This window comes from Actinoplanes sp. 13, from assembly GCF_056134165.1.
This window is the reverse complement of record NZ_JBVYOQ010000012.1, coordinates 61,032-75,660: the sequence shown is the minus strand read 5'-3', so window position 1 is coordinate 75,660 and position 14,629 is coordinate 61,032. Positions and strand designations below refer to the sequence as shown.

Annotated in this window: 16 protein-coding genes; 4 read left to right on the top strand and 12 right to left on the bottom strand. The window is 72.3% G+C overall.

All coding sequences use genetic code 11. From position 1 onward, the window contains the following. Positions 1-229 precede the first annotated feature (229 nt). Entirely contained in the window at positions 230-670 is a 441-nt protein-coding gene (locus AC0NH5_RS23235) for an ATP-binding protein (protein ID WP_474407302.1), read from the bottom strand. After that, entirely contained in the window at positions 667-1,023 is a 357-nt protein-coding gene (locus tag AC0NH5_RS23230; protein ID WP_474407299.1) for an STAS domain-containing protein, read from the bottom strand. Before AC0NH5_RS23230 ends, AC0NH5_RS23235 begins: the two co-directional genes overlap by 4 nt. A 111-nt stretch (positions 1,024-1,134) precedes the next feature. On the opposite strand from AC0NH5_RS23230, the gene AC0NH5_RS23225 reads away from it, so the two are divergent. Continuing rightward, positions 1,135-3,636, top strand: coding sequence for a DEAD/DEAH box helicase (locus tag AC0NH5_RS23225; RefSeq protein ID WP_474407296.1), 2,502 nt, complete (start codon positions 1,135-1,137; stop codon positions 3,634-3,636). Here the strand turns inward: AC0NH5_RS23225 and AC0NH5_RS23220 are convergent. The 8 genes from AC0NH5_RS23220 to ssd all read right to left on the bottom strand — a co-directional run bounded on the left by AC0NH5_RS23220 (position 3,623) and on the right by ssd (position 8,664). Beyond that, positions 3,623-3,979, bottom strand: a complete 357-nt coding sequence (locus AC0NH5_RS23220) for an Rv3654c family TadE-like protein (RefSeq protein WP_474407293.1) — start codon at positions 3,977-3,979, stop codon at positions 3,623-3,625. The genes AC0NH5_RS23225 and AC0NH5_RS23220 overlap by 14 nt on opposite strands. Continuing rightward, the gene (locus AC0NH5_RS23215) at positions 3,976-4,335 is read right to left on the bottom strand and encodes a TadE family type IV pilus minor pilin (RefSeq protein WP_474407292.1); all 360 of its coding nucleotides are present in this window, start codon (positions 4,333-4,335) and stop codon (positions 3,976-3,978) included. Before AC0NH5_RS23215 ends, AC0NH5_RS23220 begins: the two co-directional genes overlap by 4 nt. Next, the gene (locus AC0NH5_RS23210) at positions 4,332-4,460 is read right to left on the bottom strand and encodes a DUF4244 domain-containing protein (RefSeq protein ID WP_474407612.1); all 129 of its coding nucleotides are present in this window, start codon (positions 4,458-4,460) and stop codon (positions 4,332-4,334) included. The genes AC0NH5_RS23215 and AC0NH5_RS23210 overlap by 4 nt, the downstream gene beginning before the upstream one ends. Positions 4,461-4,615: 155 nt before the next feature. Further along, entirely contained in the window at positions 4,616-5,257 is a 642-nt protein-coding gene (locus AC0NH5_RS23205) for a type II secretion system F family protein (protein ID WP_474407609.1), read from the bottom strand. 86 nt (positions 5,258-5,343) lie between these two features. Then, a complete protein-coding gene (locus AC0NH5_RS23200) occupies positions 5,344-5,532 on the bottom strand; it encodes a hypothetical protein (RefSeq protein WP_474407290.1) in 189 nt (62 codons plus the stop codon). Continuing rightward, positions 5,529-6,386: a hypothetical protein gene (locus AC0NH5_RS23195; protein WP_474407289.1), complete on the bottom strand. Its 858-nt coding sequence runs from the start codon at positions 6,384-6,386 to the stop codon at positions 5,529-5,531. The genes AC0NH5_RS23200 and AC0NH5_RS23195 overlap by 4 nt, the downstream gene beginning before the upstream one ends. Beyond that, positions 6,383-7,600, bottom strand: coding sequence for a TadA family conjugal transfer-associated ATPase (locus AC0NH5_RS23190; RefSeq protein WP_474407286.1), 1,218 nt, complete (start codon positions 7,598-7,600; stop codon positions 6,383-6,385). Before AC0NH5_RS23190 ends, AC0NH5_RS23195 begins: the two co-directional genes overlap by 4 nt. Next, on the bottom strand, positions 7,597-8,664 hold the full coding sequence (gene ssd / locus AC0NH5_RS23185) for a septum site-determining protein Ssd (RefSeq protein ID WP_474407606.1): 1,068 nt from the start codon (positions 8,662-8,664) through the stop codon (positions 7,597-7,599). The genes AC0NH5_RS23190 and ssd overlap by 4 nt, the downstream gene beginning before the upstream one ends. A gap of 218 nt (positions 8,665-8,882) precedes the next feature. Between ssd and AC0NH5_RS23180 the strand changes: the two genes are divergently transcribed. Then, on the top strand, positions 8,883-9,233 hold the full coding sequence (locus AC0NH5_RS23180; RefSeq protein WP_474407284.1) for an STAS domain-containing protein: 351 nt from the start codon (positions 8,883-8,885) through the stop codon (positions 9,231-9,233). 342 nt (positions 9,234-9,575) lie between these two features. Next, positions 9,576-10,379 carry an HAD family hydrolase gene (locus AC0NH5_RS23175; protein ID WP_474407282.1) on the top strand — a complete coding sequence of 268 codons (804 nt, stop codon included), beginning with the start codon at positions 9,576-9,578 and terminating at the stop codon, positions 10,377-10,379. 662 nt (positions 10,380-11,041) lie between these two features. Here AC0NH5_RS23175 and AC0NH5_RS23170 read toward each other — a convergent pair. After that, entirely contained in the window at positions 11,042-11,518 is a 477-nt protein-coding gene (locus AC0NH5_RS23170; protein WP_474407280.1) for a PH domain-containing protein, read from the bottom strand. A gap of 20 nt (positions 11,519-11,538) precedes the next feature. Then, positions 11,539-12,270, bottom strand: coding sequence for a Fic family protein (locus AC0NH5_RS23165; RefSeq protein WP_474407278.1), 732 nt, complete (start codon positions 12,268-12,270; stop codon positions 11,539-11,541). A gap of 208 nt (positions 12,271-12,478) precedes the next feature. On the opposite strand from AC0NH5_RS23165, the gene acs reads away from it, so the two are divergent. After that, positions 12,479-14,470 (top strand): acetate--CoA ligase, encoded by a 1,992-nt coding sequence (gene acs, locus AC0NH5_RS23160; protein WP_474407276.1) that lies wholly within the window; start codon positions 12,479-12,481, stop codon positions 14,468-14,470. Positions 14,471-14,629: the final 159 nt, after the last annotated feature.

Genomic DNA, 14,629 nt, shown 5'->3' with positions numbered 1-14,629 from the left:
CGCGGTGATGTTCACCGCTGTGTTAGCACCGGCGCAAAGGGGTATGGACCCCAGTTGATCTCCCGCCGCAGGTCGGCGGGCATGAAGGGACCAGCTCTCGGCTCCGCCACGGATGGGCACGCGGGGTCCAGCTTGCTGGGTGAAAGATGATCCCGGCCGGAGATGGCCGGCGAGTTCCCGCTAGGGAGTGTCCGATTTATCCCTCTTGGGGGGTGTCCGGTATTGCCGCTCAGCGGCGGGCGACCGGCCAGATCATGCGAACCTCGGTGCCCGGGCCGTCCTCCACCGGACGCACCTGCAGGTCGTCGACGAAACCGGCGAGCAGCGCGAAGCCCACGCCGGTGGTGAGCGCCTCGTCGGTCAGCGACTCGTCGGCGAGCTCGTCCGGCGGCAGTTTCGCCAGGCCGACGCTCGCCTCGATGGGCGCGTGGTCGATCACGCGCACGGTGTACGAGTCCGAGTCGGACATCTCCACGGTGACGAGATCGGCCAGACCGTACTGACGGTGCAGGGCCACCGCGCGGGTGCACGCCTCACCGATGGCCAGCCGGACCTCGTCGAGAAGCTCCTCGGCGACTCCGGCACGCCGGGCCACGGCGACGCCGACCAGTCGTGCGGTGCGCACGTGCACCGGAGCCGGCGAGAAGGACAGCCGAACAGTCGCCATCACGAAGTGGGACCGCTGCCGTCGCGTTCGGTCGCCGCCTCCACCGTCGGGAAGATCGGGAAGACCTGGTCCAGCGCGGTGATCCGGAAGATCTTGAGCAGCGGCTCCTTCGCACAGACCAGCCCGAACGTCCCGTTCGCGGTCCGCAACCGCTTGAGCGCCCCGACGAGCACGCCGAGCCCGGTCGAGTCGAGGAACTCGACCCGCTCCAGATCGACCACGACGTCCCGAGCACCCGCGTCCACCAGCTCGATGAGACGCTCGCGCAGGCGAGGGGCGGTGTACACGTCCACCTCGCCACCGACCTCGAGCACCGTGTGCTCGGCGACGGTACGGGTCGCCAGCGACAGCTCCATCGGTCCTCCTCCCTGATCTCCCCCCGCGAAATCTAACCACCGACCAGCAGCGCGCGACGCGTGGCACCCACCGTCCTACCCGTTTGGGGTTCGGGGCATTCCGGTGACACAGTGCTATGCGTGACCTCAACCGCCTACGGTCCTGCTGAGCTGCTGCATCGGCTGCGGGCACGCGGTTCCTCGGCGACAGTGTCCCCGATCACACACATCGAACGGGTGCCCGCCCGGGCCGGGCGCGCCGCGCCGTGGCCCGCGTGGACCGATTCCTCGGTGCGCGATGCGTTCACCGCGCAAGGCATCGTCTCACCCTGGGACCATCAGGCTGCCGCCGCCACCCTCGCTTGGGAAGGCACGCACGTCGTGCTGGCCACCGGCACCGCATCGGGCAAGTCCCTCGCGTACCAGCTGCCCGCGCTGAACGCGCTGACAAGGGACCCTAAGGCGACAGCGCTCTATCTGTCACCCACCAAAGCGCTCGCAGCTGATCAATTGCGGGCAATCGCGCGTCTGAAGATGGACGGGATCCGGCCCGCGACGTACGACGGGGACACGCCCCGTGAAGAGCGGGAGTGGATCCGGCAGCACGCGCGGTTCGTGCTCACGAACCCGGACATGCTGCACCACTCCCTGCTGCCGGGCCACTCCCGGTGGGGTGTCTTCCTCCGCCGCCTGGAGTACGTGATCGTCGACGAGTGCCACACGTACCGCGGGGTGTTCGGGTCGCACGTGGCCCACGTCCTGCGCCGGCTGCGGCGCGCGGCGGCGCGGTACGGAAGCTCGCCCACCTTCATCCTGGCGTCGGCGACCTCGGGTGACCCGGCCGGGACGGCGTCCCGCCTGGTGGGGCTGCCGGTCCAGGCGGTCACCGACGACGGCTCGCCACGCGGGGCGGTGACCTTCGCGCTGTGGGAGCCGCCGTTGCTGCCCGCGTCGACGCTCTCGCTGCCCACCCAGGTGTCGAAGTCGGCCGTCGCCATCTCCCCCGAGCCGTCGGTCCCACTCCCGGCGCCCCTCTCCGCCCACTCGGCCATCACCGGCGAACCCGAGAACGCCGGTGGCCCCAGTGACGTCGAGGAGGCCGGCGACGGTGACGGGTTCGTGGACATCGAACTGCCGCCGATCCGCCGGTCGGCGCTGCGGGAGACCGCGGACCTGCTGGCCGACGCCGTCGCCGCCGGCACCCGCACGCTCGCCTTCGTCCGGTCCCGGCGCGGCGCCGAGGTGGTCGCCTCGATGACCCGGCGGGCCCTGGACGAGGCGGTGCCGGGGCTGGGCGACCGGGTCGCCGCGTACCGGGCCGGATATCTGCGGGAGGACCGGCGGGCCATCGAACGGGCGCTGCTCTCCGGCGAACTGCTCGCACTGGCCTCGACGAACGCGCTGGAGCTGGGCGTCGACCTGGTCGGACTGGACGCGGTGCTGATCTGCGGTTACCCGGGCACCCGGGCGTCGCTCTGGCAGCAGGCGGGCCGGGCCGGGCGAGCCGGGCGGGAGGCGCTCGCGGTGCTGATCGCCCGCGACGATCCGCTCGACACCTACCTGGTGCACCATCCGGAGGCGGTCTTCGGCCGGCCGGTCGAGGCGACTGTGCTGGACCCCGGCAACCCGTACGTGCTCGGGCCGCAACTGTGCTGTGCCGCCTCGGAGGCCCCGATCACCGACGCCGACCTTGAGCTGTTCGGTGGGGCACCGGCGCTGGCCGCGGCCCGCGCGCTGGCCGCCGAAGGGGTGCTCCGGCACCGGCCGTCCGGCTGGTACTGGACGCACCGCGGCCGGCCGGAGGTGGACCTGCGCGGCACCGGCGGGGCACCGGTCTCGGTGGTCGAATCGGCGACCGGGCGGCTGCTCGGCACCGTCGACCACGGCTCGTCGCACGTGATGCTGCACAACGGGGCGGTCTACCTGCACCAGGGCGTCTCGTACGTGGTGGACGACCTCGATCTCGAGGACGCCATCGCGCTGGTCCACCAGCAGGAACCGGACTGGACCACGCACGCCCGGGACGTCACGAACCTGTCGGTGGTGAACGTCCGGTCGTACGTGGACGCCGGCCCGGTGGGGCTCTTCCTCGGTGAGGTCGACGTGACCAACCAGGTCGTCTCCTATCAGCGGCGGCGGATCGGCAGCGGCGAGGTCATCGACACCCGGCCGCTGGACCTGCCGGTTCGGGAGCTGCGCACGGTCGCGGTCTGGTTCACCGTGTCGCCGGAGGCGCTCGTGGCCGCGGGCGTGGAACCGGCCGACTTCCCGGGCGCACTGCACGCCGCCGAACATGCCGGGATCGGCCTGTTCCCACTGATCGCGACGTGCGACCGGTGGGACATCGGCGGTCTGTCGACGGCGAACCACGCGGACACGGAGGCGCCGACCGTCTTCGTCTACGACGGGCATCCCGGCGGTGCGGGCTTCGCGGAGCGGGCGTACGAGACGGCGGCCGAGTGGCTCCGGGCCACCCGGGAGGCGATCGCCTCGTGCGTGTGCGAGGCGGGGTGCCCGTCCTGTGTGCAGTCGCCCAAGTGCGGCAACGGCAACAATCCGCTCAACAAGGCGGATGCGGTGAAGGTGCTGGACACGGTGCTGGCGGCTCTTCCGGCGGAGGTCAGCGGGACGTGAGCGGGCCGGCTCGGGCGGCGGCCCGGGCGACCCCCGGTATGCCGGGCACGGGCTCGACGGTGACCTCGACGGCGATCACGATCTCCAGGCCGGTGACCACGCAGGCGGTGAGCCGGGCGTTGTTGGCCGCGGCATAGCGAGCAGCTTCGGCACAGGCCACCACCTCGCCCTCGATCGTCCGGCCGGCGCCGGCCAGGGCGCCGAGGTCCGCCGCGTTGCGGGCCTCGTGCCGTGCCACCCGGGCGGCACCGACCGCGGCGCCGACCAGGCCCACCGACATCAGGACGACGCCCGCGGCGAGCACGAAGACCGACGCGGCGCCGCGGTCGTCGCCCGGCTTCACAGCGGGACCCCTTCGGGTTCTCTCGCGGCGACTGCGGTGGCTCGTACGGTGAAGCCGGGCAGATTGCCGCCCAGCGGCCGCAGCCGGGCCGACACGACCGCGGTCACGCTCTGCTCGCCGGTCGTGACCTGGATGTCGGCACCCTCCGGCGCGGTACCGGCGGCCGCATCCGACGGCTCGCCGCGCGCCGCGGCCAGAGCCGCCTCCCGGGCCGCGTCCAGGCACTGCGCCTTGACCATCACGGCGGACACCGCCGCCATCCCGCCCAGCAGGAAGACCAGCAGCGCCGACAGCCCGACCGCGAGTTCGGCGGTGAACGCTCCCCGATCCCGGCCGGGCCGCCGGCGCCTCCTCACTTCAGCGCCCGGGCGATGATGCCGGTCAGGGCCGCCTGCACGGTGCTGCTGGTCACGACCTTGAGCAGCACCCCGGCGAGGGCGACCGCCGCGAGCGTGCCGACGGCGTACTCGGCGGTGCTCATCCCGGCGTCAGCGGCCTCCGCCCGGAGCCGCCGGAAATTGACGATGAGTTTGTGCACGTGGACCTCCTCGGTTGGGCAGCACGGCGCCCGGCGCGCCGCACCACGGGATCCGTGACGTCGCGCCACGGGAATCCGTGGCGTCCGGTCACGGAGATTCACAAGACGTCGCCGAGTACGGCGACCAGGACCGGCACCAGGCCGGCGAGCACGAACGCGGGCAGGAAGCAGAGGCCGAGCGGCAGGACGATCAGGACGCCGGCACGCTGGGCGGAGGCCTCGGCCGCGGCCGCCCGGTCGGAGCGCAGATCACCGGCGAGGCGTTCCAGCGCTCCGGCGAGCGCGCCGCCGCTGGCGCTGGACCGGACGGCCGCCGCGATCAGCCGCTCGGTGCCGGTCACGTCGCCGAGATGGGTCCAGGCCTCGCCGGGCGCGGCGCCAAGCCGCAGCGAATGGGCGGTGCGCCGGAGCCGGTCGCCGAGAGGCCCGCCCAGCGCATCGGCGACCGCCGCCGCGGCCCGGTCCACCGGAGCGCCCGCCCGCAGCGCGGCAGCCAGCAGATCGGCTGCGAGAGGCAGGCCGGCCAGCGCCGCCAGACGGTCCCGCTTGACGGCGGCGGGCTCGCGGGTGCGCAGGAAACGCTCGGTGGCGGCTCCGGCGACAACTCCGGCGAACAGACCCCACCAGGTGCCGATGAACCCGGCGGAGCCCAGGCCGACCGCGGCAGCCAGGAGCAGTCGGACTCGCCGGTCGTCCCGGCTCGGCGGGGCGGTGTCCGGGTCCTGGCGGACTTTCGCCAGGCGGCGGCCGGCGGAAGCCCGCCGGTTCCGAGGTAGGGCGACCACGACGGCCGCTACGACGACGCAGGCGATCACCAGCAGACTGATCACGGCGTCGCCCGTCCCGATCCGGTGGTCAACGGTCGGCCCGGTGACATCTCCGCGACCTCCAGGGCTTCGCACCCGGTGGTGGTCGTGTCCACGCCGATCAGCGCGGCGGCGCAGCACTCGCGGAGCGGCACCCGGACCGGGCCGCCCTGCCGCAGCAGTTCCGCCGCACCGCACACGGGCTTCATCGGACCCGCCGATCGGCAAACAGAGCGGGAGCCGCGGTGCCGCCGGCACGGACGGACCCCCCAGCCGGCACCGCACGATCCGCCGGGCCGCCGACCCGATCTGCCGGGCCGCTGATGATCCGCTGCGCCCACCGGAACCCGGCAGCTTGAAAAGCCACCGCCGCGACCGCGCACCCGGCCCCCGCCGGTGTCCGCAGCAGCACCTGCAGCGGGTCGGCCCCGATCGCGTAGCCGAGCAGGATCCCGCCCACCGGCAGCCCCACCAGCAGCATCGCGGTGGCCTGGGCACCCGCTGCCTGGGCCGCGGCCGCTTTCGCCGCCCGGTCCGACGCCCGGGCGTCCGACTCGACCCGGTCGAGCAGGTCGGCGGCCGGCGCCCCGGTCTGTTCGGCGAGGCGCCACACCGCACCCGCCAGCCGGGCGATCCGCTCGTCCCCGGAGACGGAAGCCGCCCCGGTGACACCGGCCGGTGACGCGACGGCAGCCGGAGGCATCCCCGCCCGCAGGTCGGCGACCAGCGAACCGAGCCCGTCCAGAGCCGCCGCCCGCTCGGCGGCGACCCGCTTGCCGGCGGCCCGCCGGACCCACTCCCGAGCGCCCAGCCCCGCGTAGGCCGCCACCACGACGGCGGCAACCGGCCCGCCGGTCGCCAGCGCCGCCGCGATCAGCACGCCGGACACTCCGAGAGCCACCCGCCGGGGCGACTGTGTCGCCGCGATCCTTCGCCGGAGCCCGGCGAGGTCCATCCCCTCGCGCCGGCCCCGGGGCTCGGCGAGTCGCCCGCGCGCCCCACCGCCCGGCCAGACGATCACCACAGCCCCGGCCAGCAGGGCCACCGCCGTCACCCAGCTCACGCGGACCGCCCCGGGCCGGCCACCGGCGACCGGCCCGACACCACGGGCGGCCGCAACACAGCGGGCACCGCCACCCCGCGGTCGGCGAGCATCCGGCCCAGCGCGCCGGCTCCCGGACCGGCACCTCCGCCCAGCCGCCAGGCCGGCACCACTTCCGCGAACCGGTCCAAGCCGGACGGTGCCAGCACGCTGATCGACTCGAGCACCCGGCCCCGGCCGGTACGCCGTACCTGCACCACCACCTGCAGAGCCGCCAGCACCTGAGCGTGCAGAGCCGGCCGTGGCAGCCCGCCCAGCATTCCCAGCGCCTCCAGCCGGGCCGGCACGTCGCCCGGTGCGTTCGCGTGCAGGGTGCCCGCACCTCCGTCATGTCCGGTGTTCAGCGCACCCAGCAGGTCGACGATCTCGGCGCCGCGGCACTCGCCGATCACCAGCCGATCAGGCCGCATCCGCAACGCCTGCCGGACGAGATCGGTCAGGCCGATCGCCCCGGCACCCTCCACGTTGGCCGTACGCGCCTGGAGCCCCACCACGTGCGGGTGCGCCGGCCGCAGCTCGGCAGCGTCCTCCACCAGCACGATGCGCTCGGCCGGTGAGACCAGACCGAGCAAGGTGGACAGCACGGTCGTCTTGCCGGAGCCGGTCCCGCCGGTCACCAGATAAGCCAGCCTGGCCGCCACCACGGCGGCGAGCACCGGAGCAGCCGTCGGAGCGACCGCCCCGTTGGCGACGAGGTCGTCGAGGCTGAACGGCCGCTGGCGGAACGTGCGCAACGACAGGTACGGCCCGTGCGTCGCCACCGGCGGCAACACCGCGTGGAGGCGGGTGCCGTCCGGGAGCCGCGCATCCGCGTAAGGCTGCCCGTCGTCGAGACGCCGGCCGCACGCCGCGACGAGGCGTTGCGCGAGTCGTCGTACCTCCTCGGGATCGGTGAAACGCACGGCCGTGAGCTGCAGTCCCGCCCCGCGATCGACCCAGACCCGCATGTTGTTGACCAGCACGTCGGTGACCTCGGCGTCGGCCAGCAGCGGCGCCAGCGGCCCGGCGCCGATCAGCTCGTCCCTTACCTGGCCGGCCAGCCGCAGCACGGCCGTGTCACCGAACACCGCGGTCTCCCGGCGGACCGCGCTCACCACCGCCGCCGGTGTCGCCTCCACCCCGTCGTACGCGAAGCGCCGCCGCACCCGGTCCACCACCGGCCGGGTGCCGGTCATGCCACGGCCTCCGCATCGGTCGTACGCATCAGCTCGTCCAGAAGCCGGCCGCAGAGCACCGCGAGTGGCCCCTTCCCGTCGGCCGCCGGCGGCGTACCGAATTCCAGCGCCTGGCACATCGCCGGCTCCGGCCGCAGCGACCCGGCGAGCGGCAGTTTCAGCGCCTTCGCGATGTCCCGCGCCCGCAACTTCCCCGGCGCCGGACCGCGCACCACGAGAGCGAGATCCGCGCAATGGGTGCTGATCGTCGCCGCCATGCGCTTGGCCGACGCCGCGGCCCGGACCTCCGCCGGGACGACCAGCAGCGTCCGGTCGGCCGACTGCAGCGCGATCACCGCGGCGTCGTCGAGCTGCCGGGGCAGATCCGCGATGATCACGTCGCGACCGCGCCGGGCCGCGTCCACGGTCGCCGCCATCGCCTCGGCCGGTATCCCGGAGAACTCCTCCCCCGCAGCGCGATCGGACCGGTCGAAGGACAGCAGCACCAGGTCACCGCGGCGAGGCAGAGCACCCAGCAGCGCCGGCGGATCCACCCGGCCGTCCGCCCCGGCCAGCGCCCGCCAGCGCAGACCGTCCAGCTGCTCCCAGCCGAGCGCCAGGTCGAGGCCGCCGCCGAGCGGGTCGACGTCGAGCAGCAGAGCCCGGTAGCCGGCTCGCACCGACATGGTCGCCAGCCCGGCAGCGAGGATGCTGGCGCCCGCGCCGCCCCGTCCGCCGATCACCGCGACCGTCCGCGCCGCCCGCACCGGTTTGTCCGAGCCGCTCAACAGGTCGATCACCCACGACTCGGCGGTCGGCAGCACCACCACGTTCTCGGCGCCGATCAGATCGGCGGCCCGCCAGATCTGCGTCTCGATCTCGCCGCGACCGATGATGAACAGCCGGGACCGGCGCGGCAGGCGCGCTCGCAGGCACGGCCCGACCTGATCGGCGCCGAGCAGCACGAGCGGCGCGCCGGGCAGTCGCGCACGGGCGGCCGACGGATCGGGCGCCACGTCGACCTCGGTGCCACCGGCCGCGGCGAGCCGGAGCAGGTCGTCGAGCAGGTCCGGGTCGGCGGACACGATGAGGGGACGGCGAGCGGGCATCGCTACCTCCAGCGGCGTTGGGGCGCCCACCGTCGCCGCGCGGCCCCGGCCACGGCAATCCAGCCCGGCTCGGCTGTGGATAACTTGGGGGTCTGTGGACAAGCCCCACCGGCCTCGTCGATCTGATAACGCTCGACGAATGTTTTCCAGCCGGTTGGGTATGTTGGGGGCCGACCCGCACCGATGGAGTTGGCATGGACAGCCCGATCCGGACCACGCTCGCTGACGACGGCACGGTGACCGTCGCCGTGCTGGGAGAGATCGACTTTTCGAACGCCGACGAGGTGGCCCACGGCATCCGTGACGCCGTTGTCGACTGGTCGCCGCCGGCTGTCCACGTGGATCTGCGCGCGGCCACGTTCATCGACTCGACCGGGCTGGGCGCCTTGATCGAGGGTTACCGTGCGGCCGTGGAGCAGGACTCCCGGTTCGTCGTGGTGAACCCCAGCGAGAACTTCCGCCGGGTCCTGACCGTCACCGGCCTCGCCGGCTTCTTCGGGCTCGCCGAATCGGAGCTCGGGCTGATGAATCGGAGCTCGGGCTGATGCGGACGCGGGCCACCGGAGCTTGAGAGGGAACGACCCCCGTCGGGGGAGACGGGGGTCGTCCTTGGATTCGGCTCCGGGGGGGTCGAGCCGAATCAACTCGGCCAACCGCGGGGGGCGCGGTCGCCGAGGGCTGAGTCACTTGCGTTGACTGGACGCGACGGTAACAACACGCTTCCCAGTGCGAACACAAGTCTGCCTCAGAATCAGGCCCCCCGTCGAGTACCGAATGTAACCCGATGCATCTCTCCTGCCCGTCTGACCGTTTTCACTGCGCGTCACCGGCGGGTGCGCACCAGCGGGTCAGCCGGAACGAGCACCTTGCGGCTACACTTTCGGCCCGTGGGCCTGAGCGCCGCGTTTTTCGACCTCGACAAGACCGTCATCGCCAAGTCCAGCGCCCTGGCCTTCGGACGGCCTTTCTACCGTGATGGCCTGATCAGCCGCCGTGACGTGGTGAAATCCGCCTATGCGCAGCTGATGTTCCGGCTGGGCGGCGGCACCGACGAGCAGGCGATGGCCCGCACCCGCGACTATCTGGCCGCCCTGTGCAAGGGCTGGCGGGTCGAGCAGGTGCAGCAGATCGTCGCCGAGACCCTGAACGACCTGATCAACCCCTATGTCTACGCCGAGGCCGCCGCGCTCATCGCGGAACACCAGGCCGCCGGGCGCGACGTCGTGCTGGTCTCCGCCTCCGGCGACGAGATGGTCCGCCCGATCGGCGCGCTGCTCGGCATCACCGACATCATCGCCACCCGGATGGCGATCGCGGACGGGCGGTACAGCGGCGAGGTCGAGTTCTACGCGGCCGGGCCGGCCAAGGTCGTCGGCGTTCGGGAGCTCGCGGCGGAGCGGGGGTACGACCTGGCCGAGTGCTTCGCCTACTCCGACTCCAGCAGCGACCTTCCGCTGTTGGAGTCGGTCGGTCACCCGAGTGCGGTCAACCCTGATCGTGCACTACGCAGGGTGGCTGTGGAGCGGTCGTGGCCGGTCCTCGAGTTCCGGCACCCTGTTCCGTTGGGGCGGCGCCTGCGGGATCGGCCGGCGGTGCCGGTCGCGGCGGCTGCCCTCGGGGTGGGGGTCGGCGTGGCGATCGGGTTCGCGCTCTATGGGCGGCACCGCCGCTTGCGTGCCGCCGTCGCCTAGTTCGACTGGCGCCGAACCGGTTCGCCCCCCAGCGTGGGGAGTTCGGGTGCGCTCCGCACCGCAAGTCCCCACACTCCGCGCCCAGCCACCCAGCGTGGGGAGTTCGGGTGCGCTCCGCACCGCAAGTCCCCGCACTCCGCGCCCAGCCACCCAGCGTGGGGAGTTCGGGTGCGCCCCGCACCGCAAGTCCCCACACAGGGTTGGCCGGGTGGAGGGGTAGTGAGCTGGGTGGATGGCATTGGTCTGAGTAATTGCGGTACGCCAGGTTTGCCGGGCTGATACCTGGCGATCATGTGGGAACCGGCGTAGAAATGACTCGCGGGCCCGGAACCTCGGGCACCGTGCACGGCCACCGGGAACCCACGCGCGATCAGCCACGGCAGGCACGTTGCGTCGGGACCTTTGCCAAGGGCATTGGACTGGCGACAACGACCCAGGTGCACGCTTGATAACCCGGTCTGGACGCGCATAGCCGGCGCCCCTCTAGGGACGCCGGCTCTTAACGTTCACGGGCCGACAGGTTCAGGGCCGGCCGGTACCGGAAGCGGCGGGTCAGAAGCAGGCGACCGGTGGCGGCGGTCAGAAGCAGGCGGCCGGTGGCGGCGGTCAGAAGCAGGCGACCGGTGGCGGCGGACAGAGGCCGGCGGCCAGGTTGCGGCGGGTCAGGAGCGGGCAGCGGCCAGGTGGCGGTTGCGGAGCTCGTGGTAGACGGCGCGGAACAGCTTCGGCCGCGAGTGGAAGTCGATCCCCTGCGCCCACAGCTCGGTGTTCACCGTCGCACCGTCGCGGCGTTCGATCAGCACGGTCATGCCGCTCTCGATCTCCCACGGACCGATCCGGTGGGTCGCCTTGTGCAGCCGCACCCCTTCGACGTCCGCCCAGCGCAGCACGCGGGACCGCAGCAGGCCGCGGATCAGCACACCTTCGGCGCCCACGTACACCCCGTGCTGCATGATCCGCCAGGAGCCGGCCACCCACACCACGGCAAGCACCCCGGCCACGGCTCGTGTGCCGTGGCCCATCAGGTCGAACTGCTGAGCGGTGGCCCAGGTCAGGAACAGCAGTGCCAGCGCCTCCCAGACGATCACCAGCCAGCGGCCGTTCCCGGGCGTGTAGGGACGGATCCAGTTCTCACCCACGCAGTGAAGTATGCCGCCGTTCAGACGCCGGCCAGGACGCTGTCGCCAACCTGATCGATTTCCCGGGCGCCGGCCTCGATCGCCGCCGCGTAATGGCGCAGCCAGGACCGTACGCCGTCGGGGGTTCCGGTGGCGTAGGCGCCGGCCGAGCCGACGTATTCCGGCTCGCGTTCGAGGTGGCCGACCTCGGCCGCGACCAGGCCGCGCGGATCGAGTCCCCGGCCGATCAGGGTGAGGCGGGCCGCGGCCCGGGCCACCACGCCGGCCGGGCCGGCGAACGGCCGCAACGTGATCAGCTCGGCGTGCACGATCGCGGCGAGCAGCAGAGGCGGGGTCTCGTCGTTGCCGGCGACCAGGCCGGCCAGGGCGTCGATCCGGTCCGCGCCGGAGGTGAGGCGGCCCAGGTCGTGGTCGTGCACGATGCCGCGGGCGGCCAGGATGTGCAGTTTGGCGAGGATCTGGCGGGGTGCCCGGGGCCAGAGGTCAACAAGGCCGCCGAGCGCCTCCGCGACCCGGAGCGCGCCTTGGAGGGTCGGGTCGGTGACGGTGCCGCCGCGTACGTCCTCCAGGTCGTGGCGGCTGCCTTCGAGCGCGGCGCTGGCGACCGCCGCGCGGAGGCTGGCCTCGGCGGCGACCTGGCCGCCGTGCCGGCGCAGGGCGCGGTGCCGCATCGCGGCGTCGACGGAGTCACGGGCTCGGGCGAGGGCGGGCGCGACGTCGGCGAGGTCGAGCAACGGAGCGAGTGGATCCACCCGAACACGGTAGCCGGTAAAACAGCCGCCCCATGGGGTGCACAAATGAGCGCGTAACTGGCAAGATTCGCGCAGGAGCGATCACCACATCGCCAGTCGGCGCGCGTACGACACCATCGGGCGCGCTCCGTCGTGCAAGCCTTCGCCGGGCCGCCCGGCAGAACTAGTGTGCAACGAAAAGACCCGGTCAGGCAGAGGAGCCGCCCTCATGAGCGAGACACTGGAGAACCTGTCCTCCGAGACGCGGCAGTTCCCGCCGCCCGCGGACCTGGCGGCGAACGCCAACGTCAAGGCGGAGGCCTACGAGGAGGCCGCGTCCGACCGGCTCGCCTTCTGGGCGCGCCAGGCCGAGCGCCTGGCCTGGTCGAAGCCGTGGGACCAGATACTCGACTGGTCGAACCCGCCGTTCGCGAAGTGGTTCGTCGGCGGTGAGCTCAACGTCGCGTACAACTGCGTGGACCGCCACGTCGAGGCGGGCCTCGGCGACAAGGTGGCGATCCACTGGGAGGGCGAGCCCGGTGACACGCGCGAAGTGTCGTACGCCGAGCTGTTGAAGTTGGTCTCGCAGGCGGCCAACACGCTGACGGACCTCGGCGTCGCGGCAGGCGATCGCGTCATGATCTATATGCCGATGATCCCCGAGGCCGCGGTGGCGATGCTCGCCTGCGCCCGGATCGGCGCCACGCACAGCGTGGTGTTCGGCGGCTTCTCGGTGGACGCGCTGGCCACCCGGATCCAGGACGCCGCGGCCAAGGTCGTCATCACCGCGGACGGTGGGTACCGGCGGGGCAAGCCGTCGGCGCTGAAGCCGACGGTGGACGAGGCGGTGTCGCGCACCGAGAGCATCGAGCACGTGCTGGTGGTCCGCCGCACCGGCCAGGACGTCGCCTGGACCGACAAGGACAAGTGGTGGCACGAGACCGTCGAGCAGGCGGGCACGGAGCACCAGGCGCAGCCGTTCGACGCCGAGCACCCGCTCTTCATCCTTTACACCTCGGGCACCACCGGTAAGCCGAAGGGCATCCTGCACACCACCGGCGGCTACCTCACCCAGACGTCGTACACCCATCACGCGGCCTTCGACCTGAAGCCCGAGACCGACGTCTACTGGTGCACGGCGGACATCGGCTGGGTCACCGGCCACTCCTACATCGTTTACGGCCCGCTCTCCAACGGCGCGACCCAGGTGATGTACGAGGGCACGCCGGACACCCCGGACCGCGGCCGCTTCTGGCAGATCGTCGACAAGTACAAGGTGTCGATCCTCTACACCGCGCCGACGCTGATCCGCACCATGATGAAGTGGGGCGACGACATCCCCGCCAAGTACGACCTGTCGTCGCTGCGGGTCCTCGGCAGCGTGGGCGAGCCGATCAACCCCGAGGCCTGGATGTGGTACCGCGAGCACGTCGGCCGCGAGCGGACCCCGATCGTGGACACCTGGTGGCAGACCGAGACCGGCGCCATCATGATCTCCCCGCTGCCCGGCGTGACGGCCGCCAAGCCCGGCTCGGCCATGACCCCGCTGCCCGGCATCAGCGCCGACGTGGTCGACGACCAGGCGCAGTCGGTGCCGAACGGCGGTGGCGGCTTCCTGGTGCTGCGCGAGCCGTGGCCGTCGATGCTGCGCACCATCTGGGGCGACGACCAGCGTTTCCTGGACACGTACTGGTCGCGGTTCGGGGCCGGCGCGGACAGCGGCTCCTCGGACGAGTGGATCTACTTCGCCGGTGACGGGGCGAAGAAGGACGAGGACGGCTCGCTCTGGCTGCTGGGCCGGGTCGACGACGTGATGCTGGTGTCCGGGCACAACATCTCGACGACCGAGGTGGAGTCGGCGCTGGTGTCGCACCCGTCGGTGGCCGAGGCGGCCGTGGTCGGCGCCACCGACGCGACCACCGGCCAGGCGATCGTGGCGTTCACCATCCCGCGCGGCAATGTGGACACCGAGGGCGACGCCGGCGAGCAGCTGATCAAGGACCTGCGCAACCACGTCGCGAAGACGCTCGGCCCGATCGCCAAGCCGCGCCAGATCATGCTCGTCACGGAGCTGCCGAAGACCCGCTCCGGCAAGATCATGCGGCGGCTGCTGCGCGACGTGGCGGAGAACCGGTCGCTCGGCGACGTGACCACGCTGCAGGACTCGGCGGTCATGGATCTCATCTCGACCGGCATGAAATCGGCCAAGTCCGAAGACTGACGAAACCCTATAAGGGCTGGTGGCACCCCGGTGCCATCAGCCCTTGTTTTTATGCTCGTACTTCGATGTTATGGCCAGGGCATATCAGATAACCATTGATCATCAATCCCTCGGCCGTCTCGCACACATCGGCTTGTTTGCATACGTTCACCTTCAGTC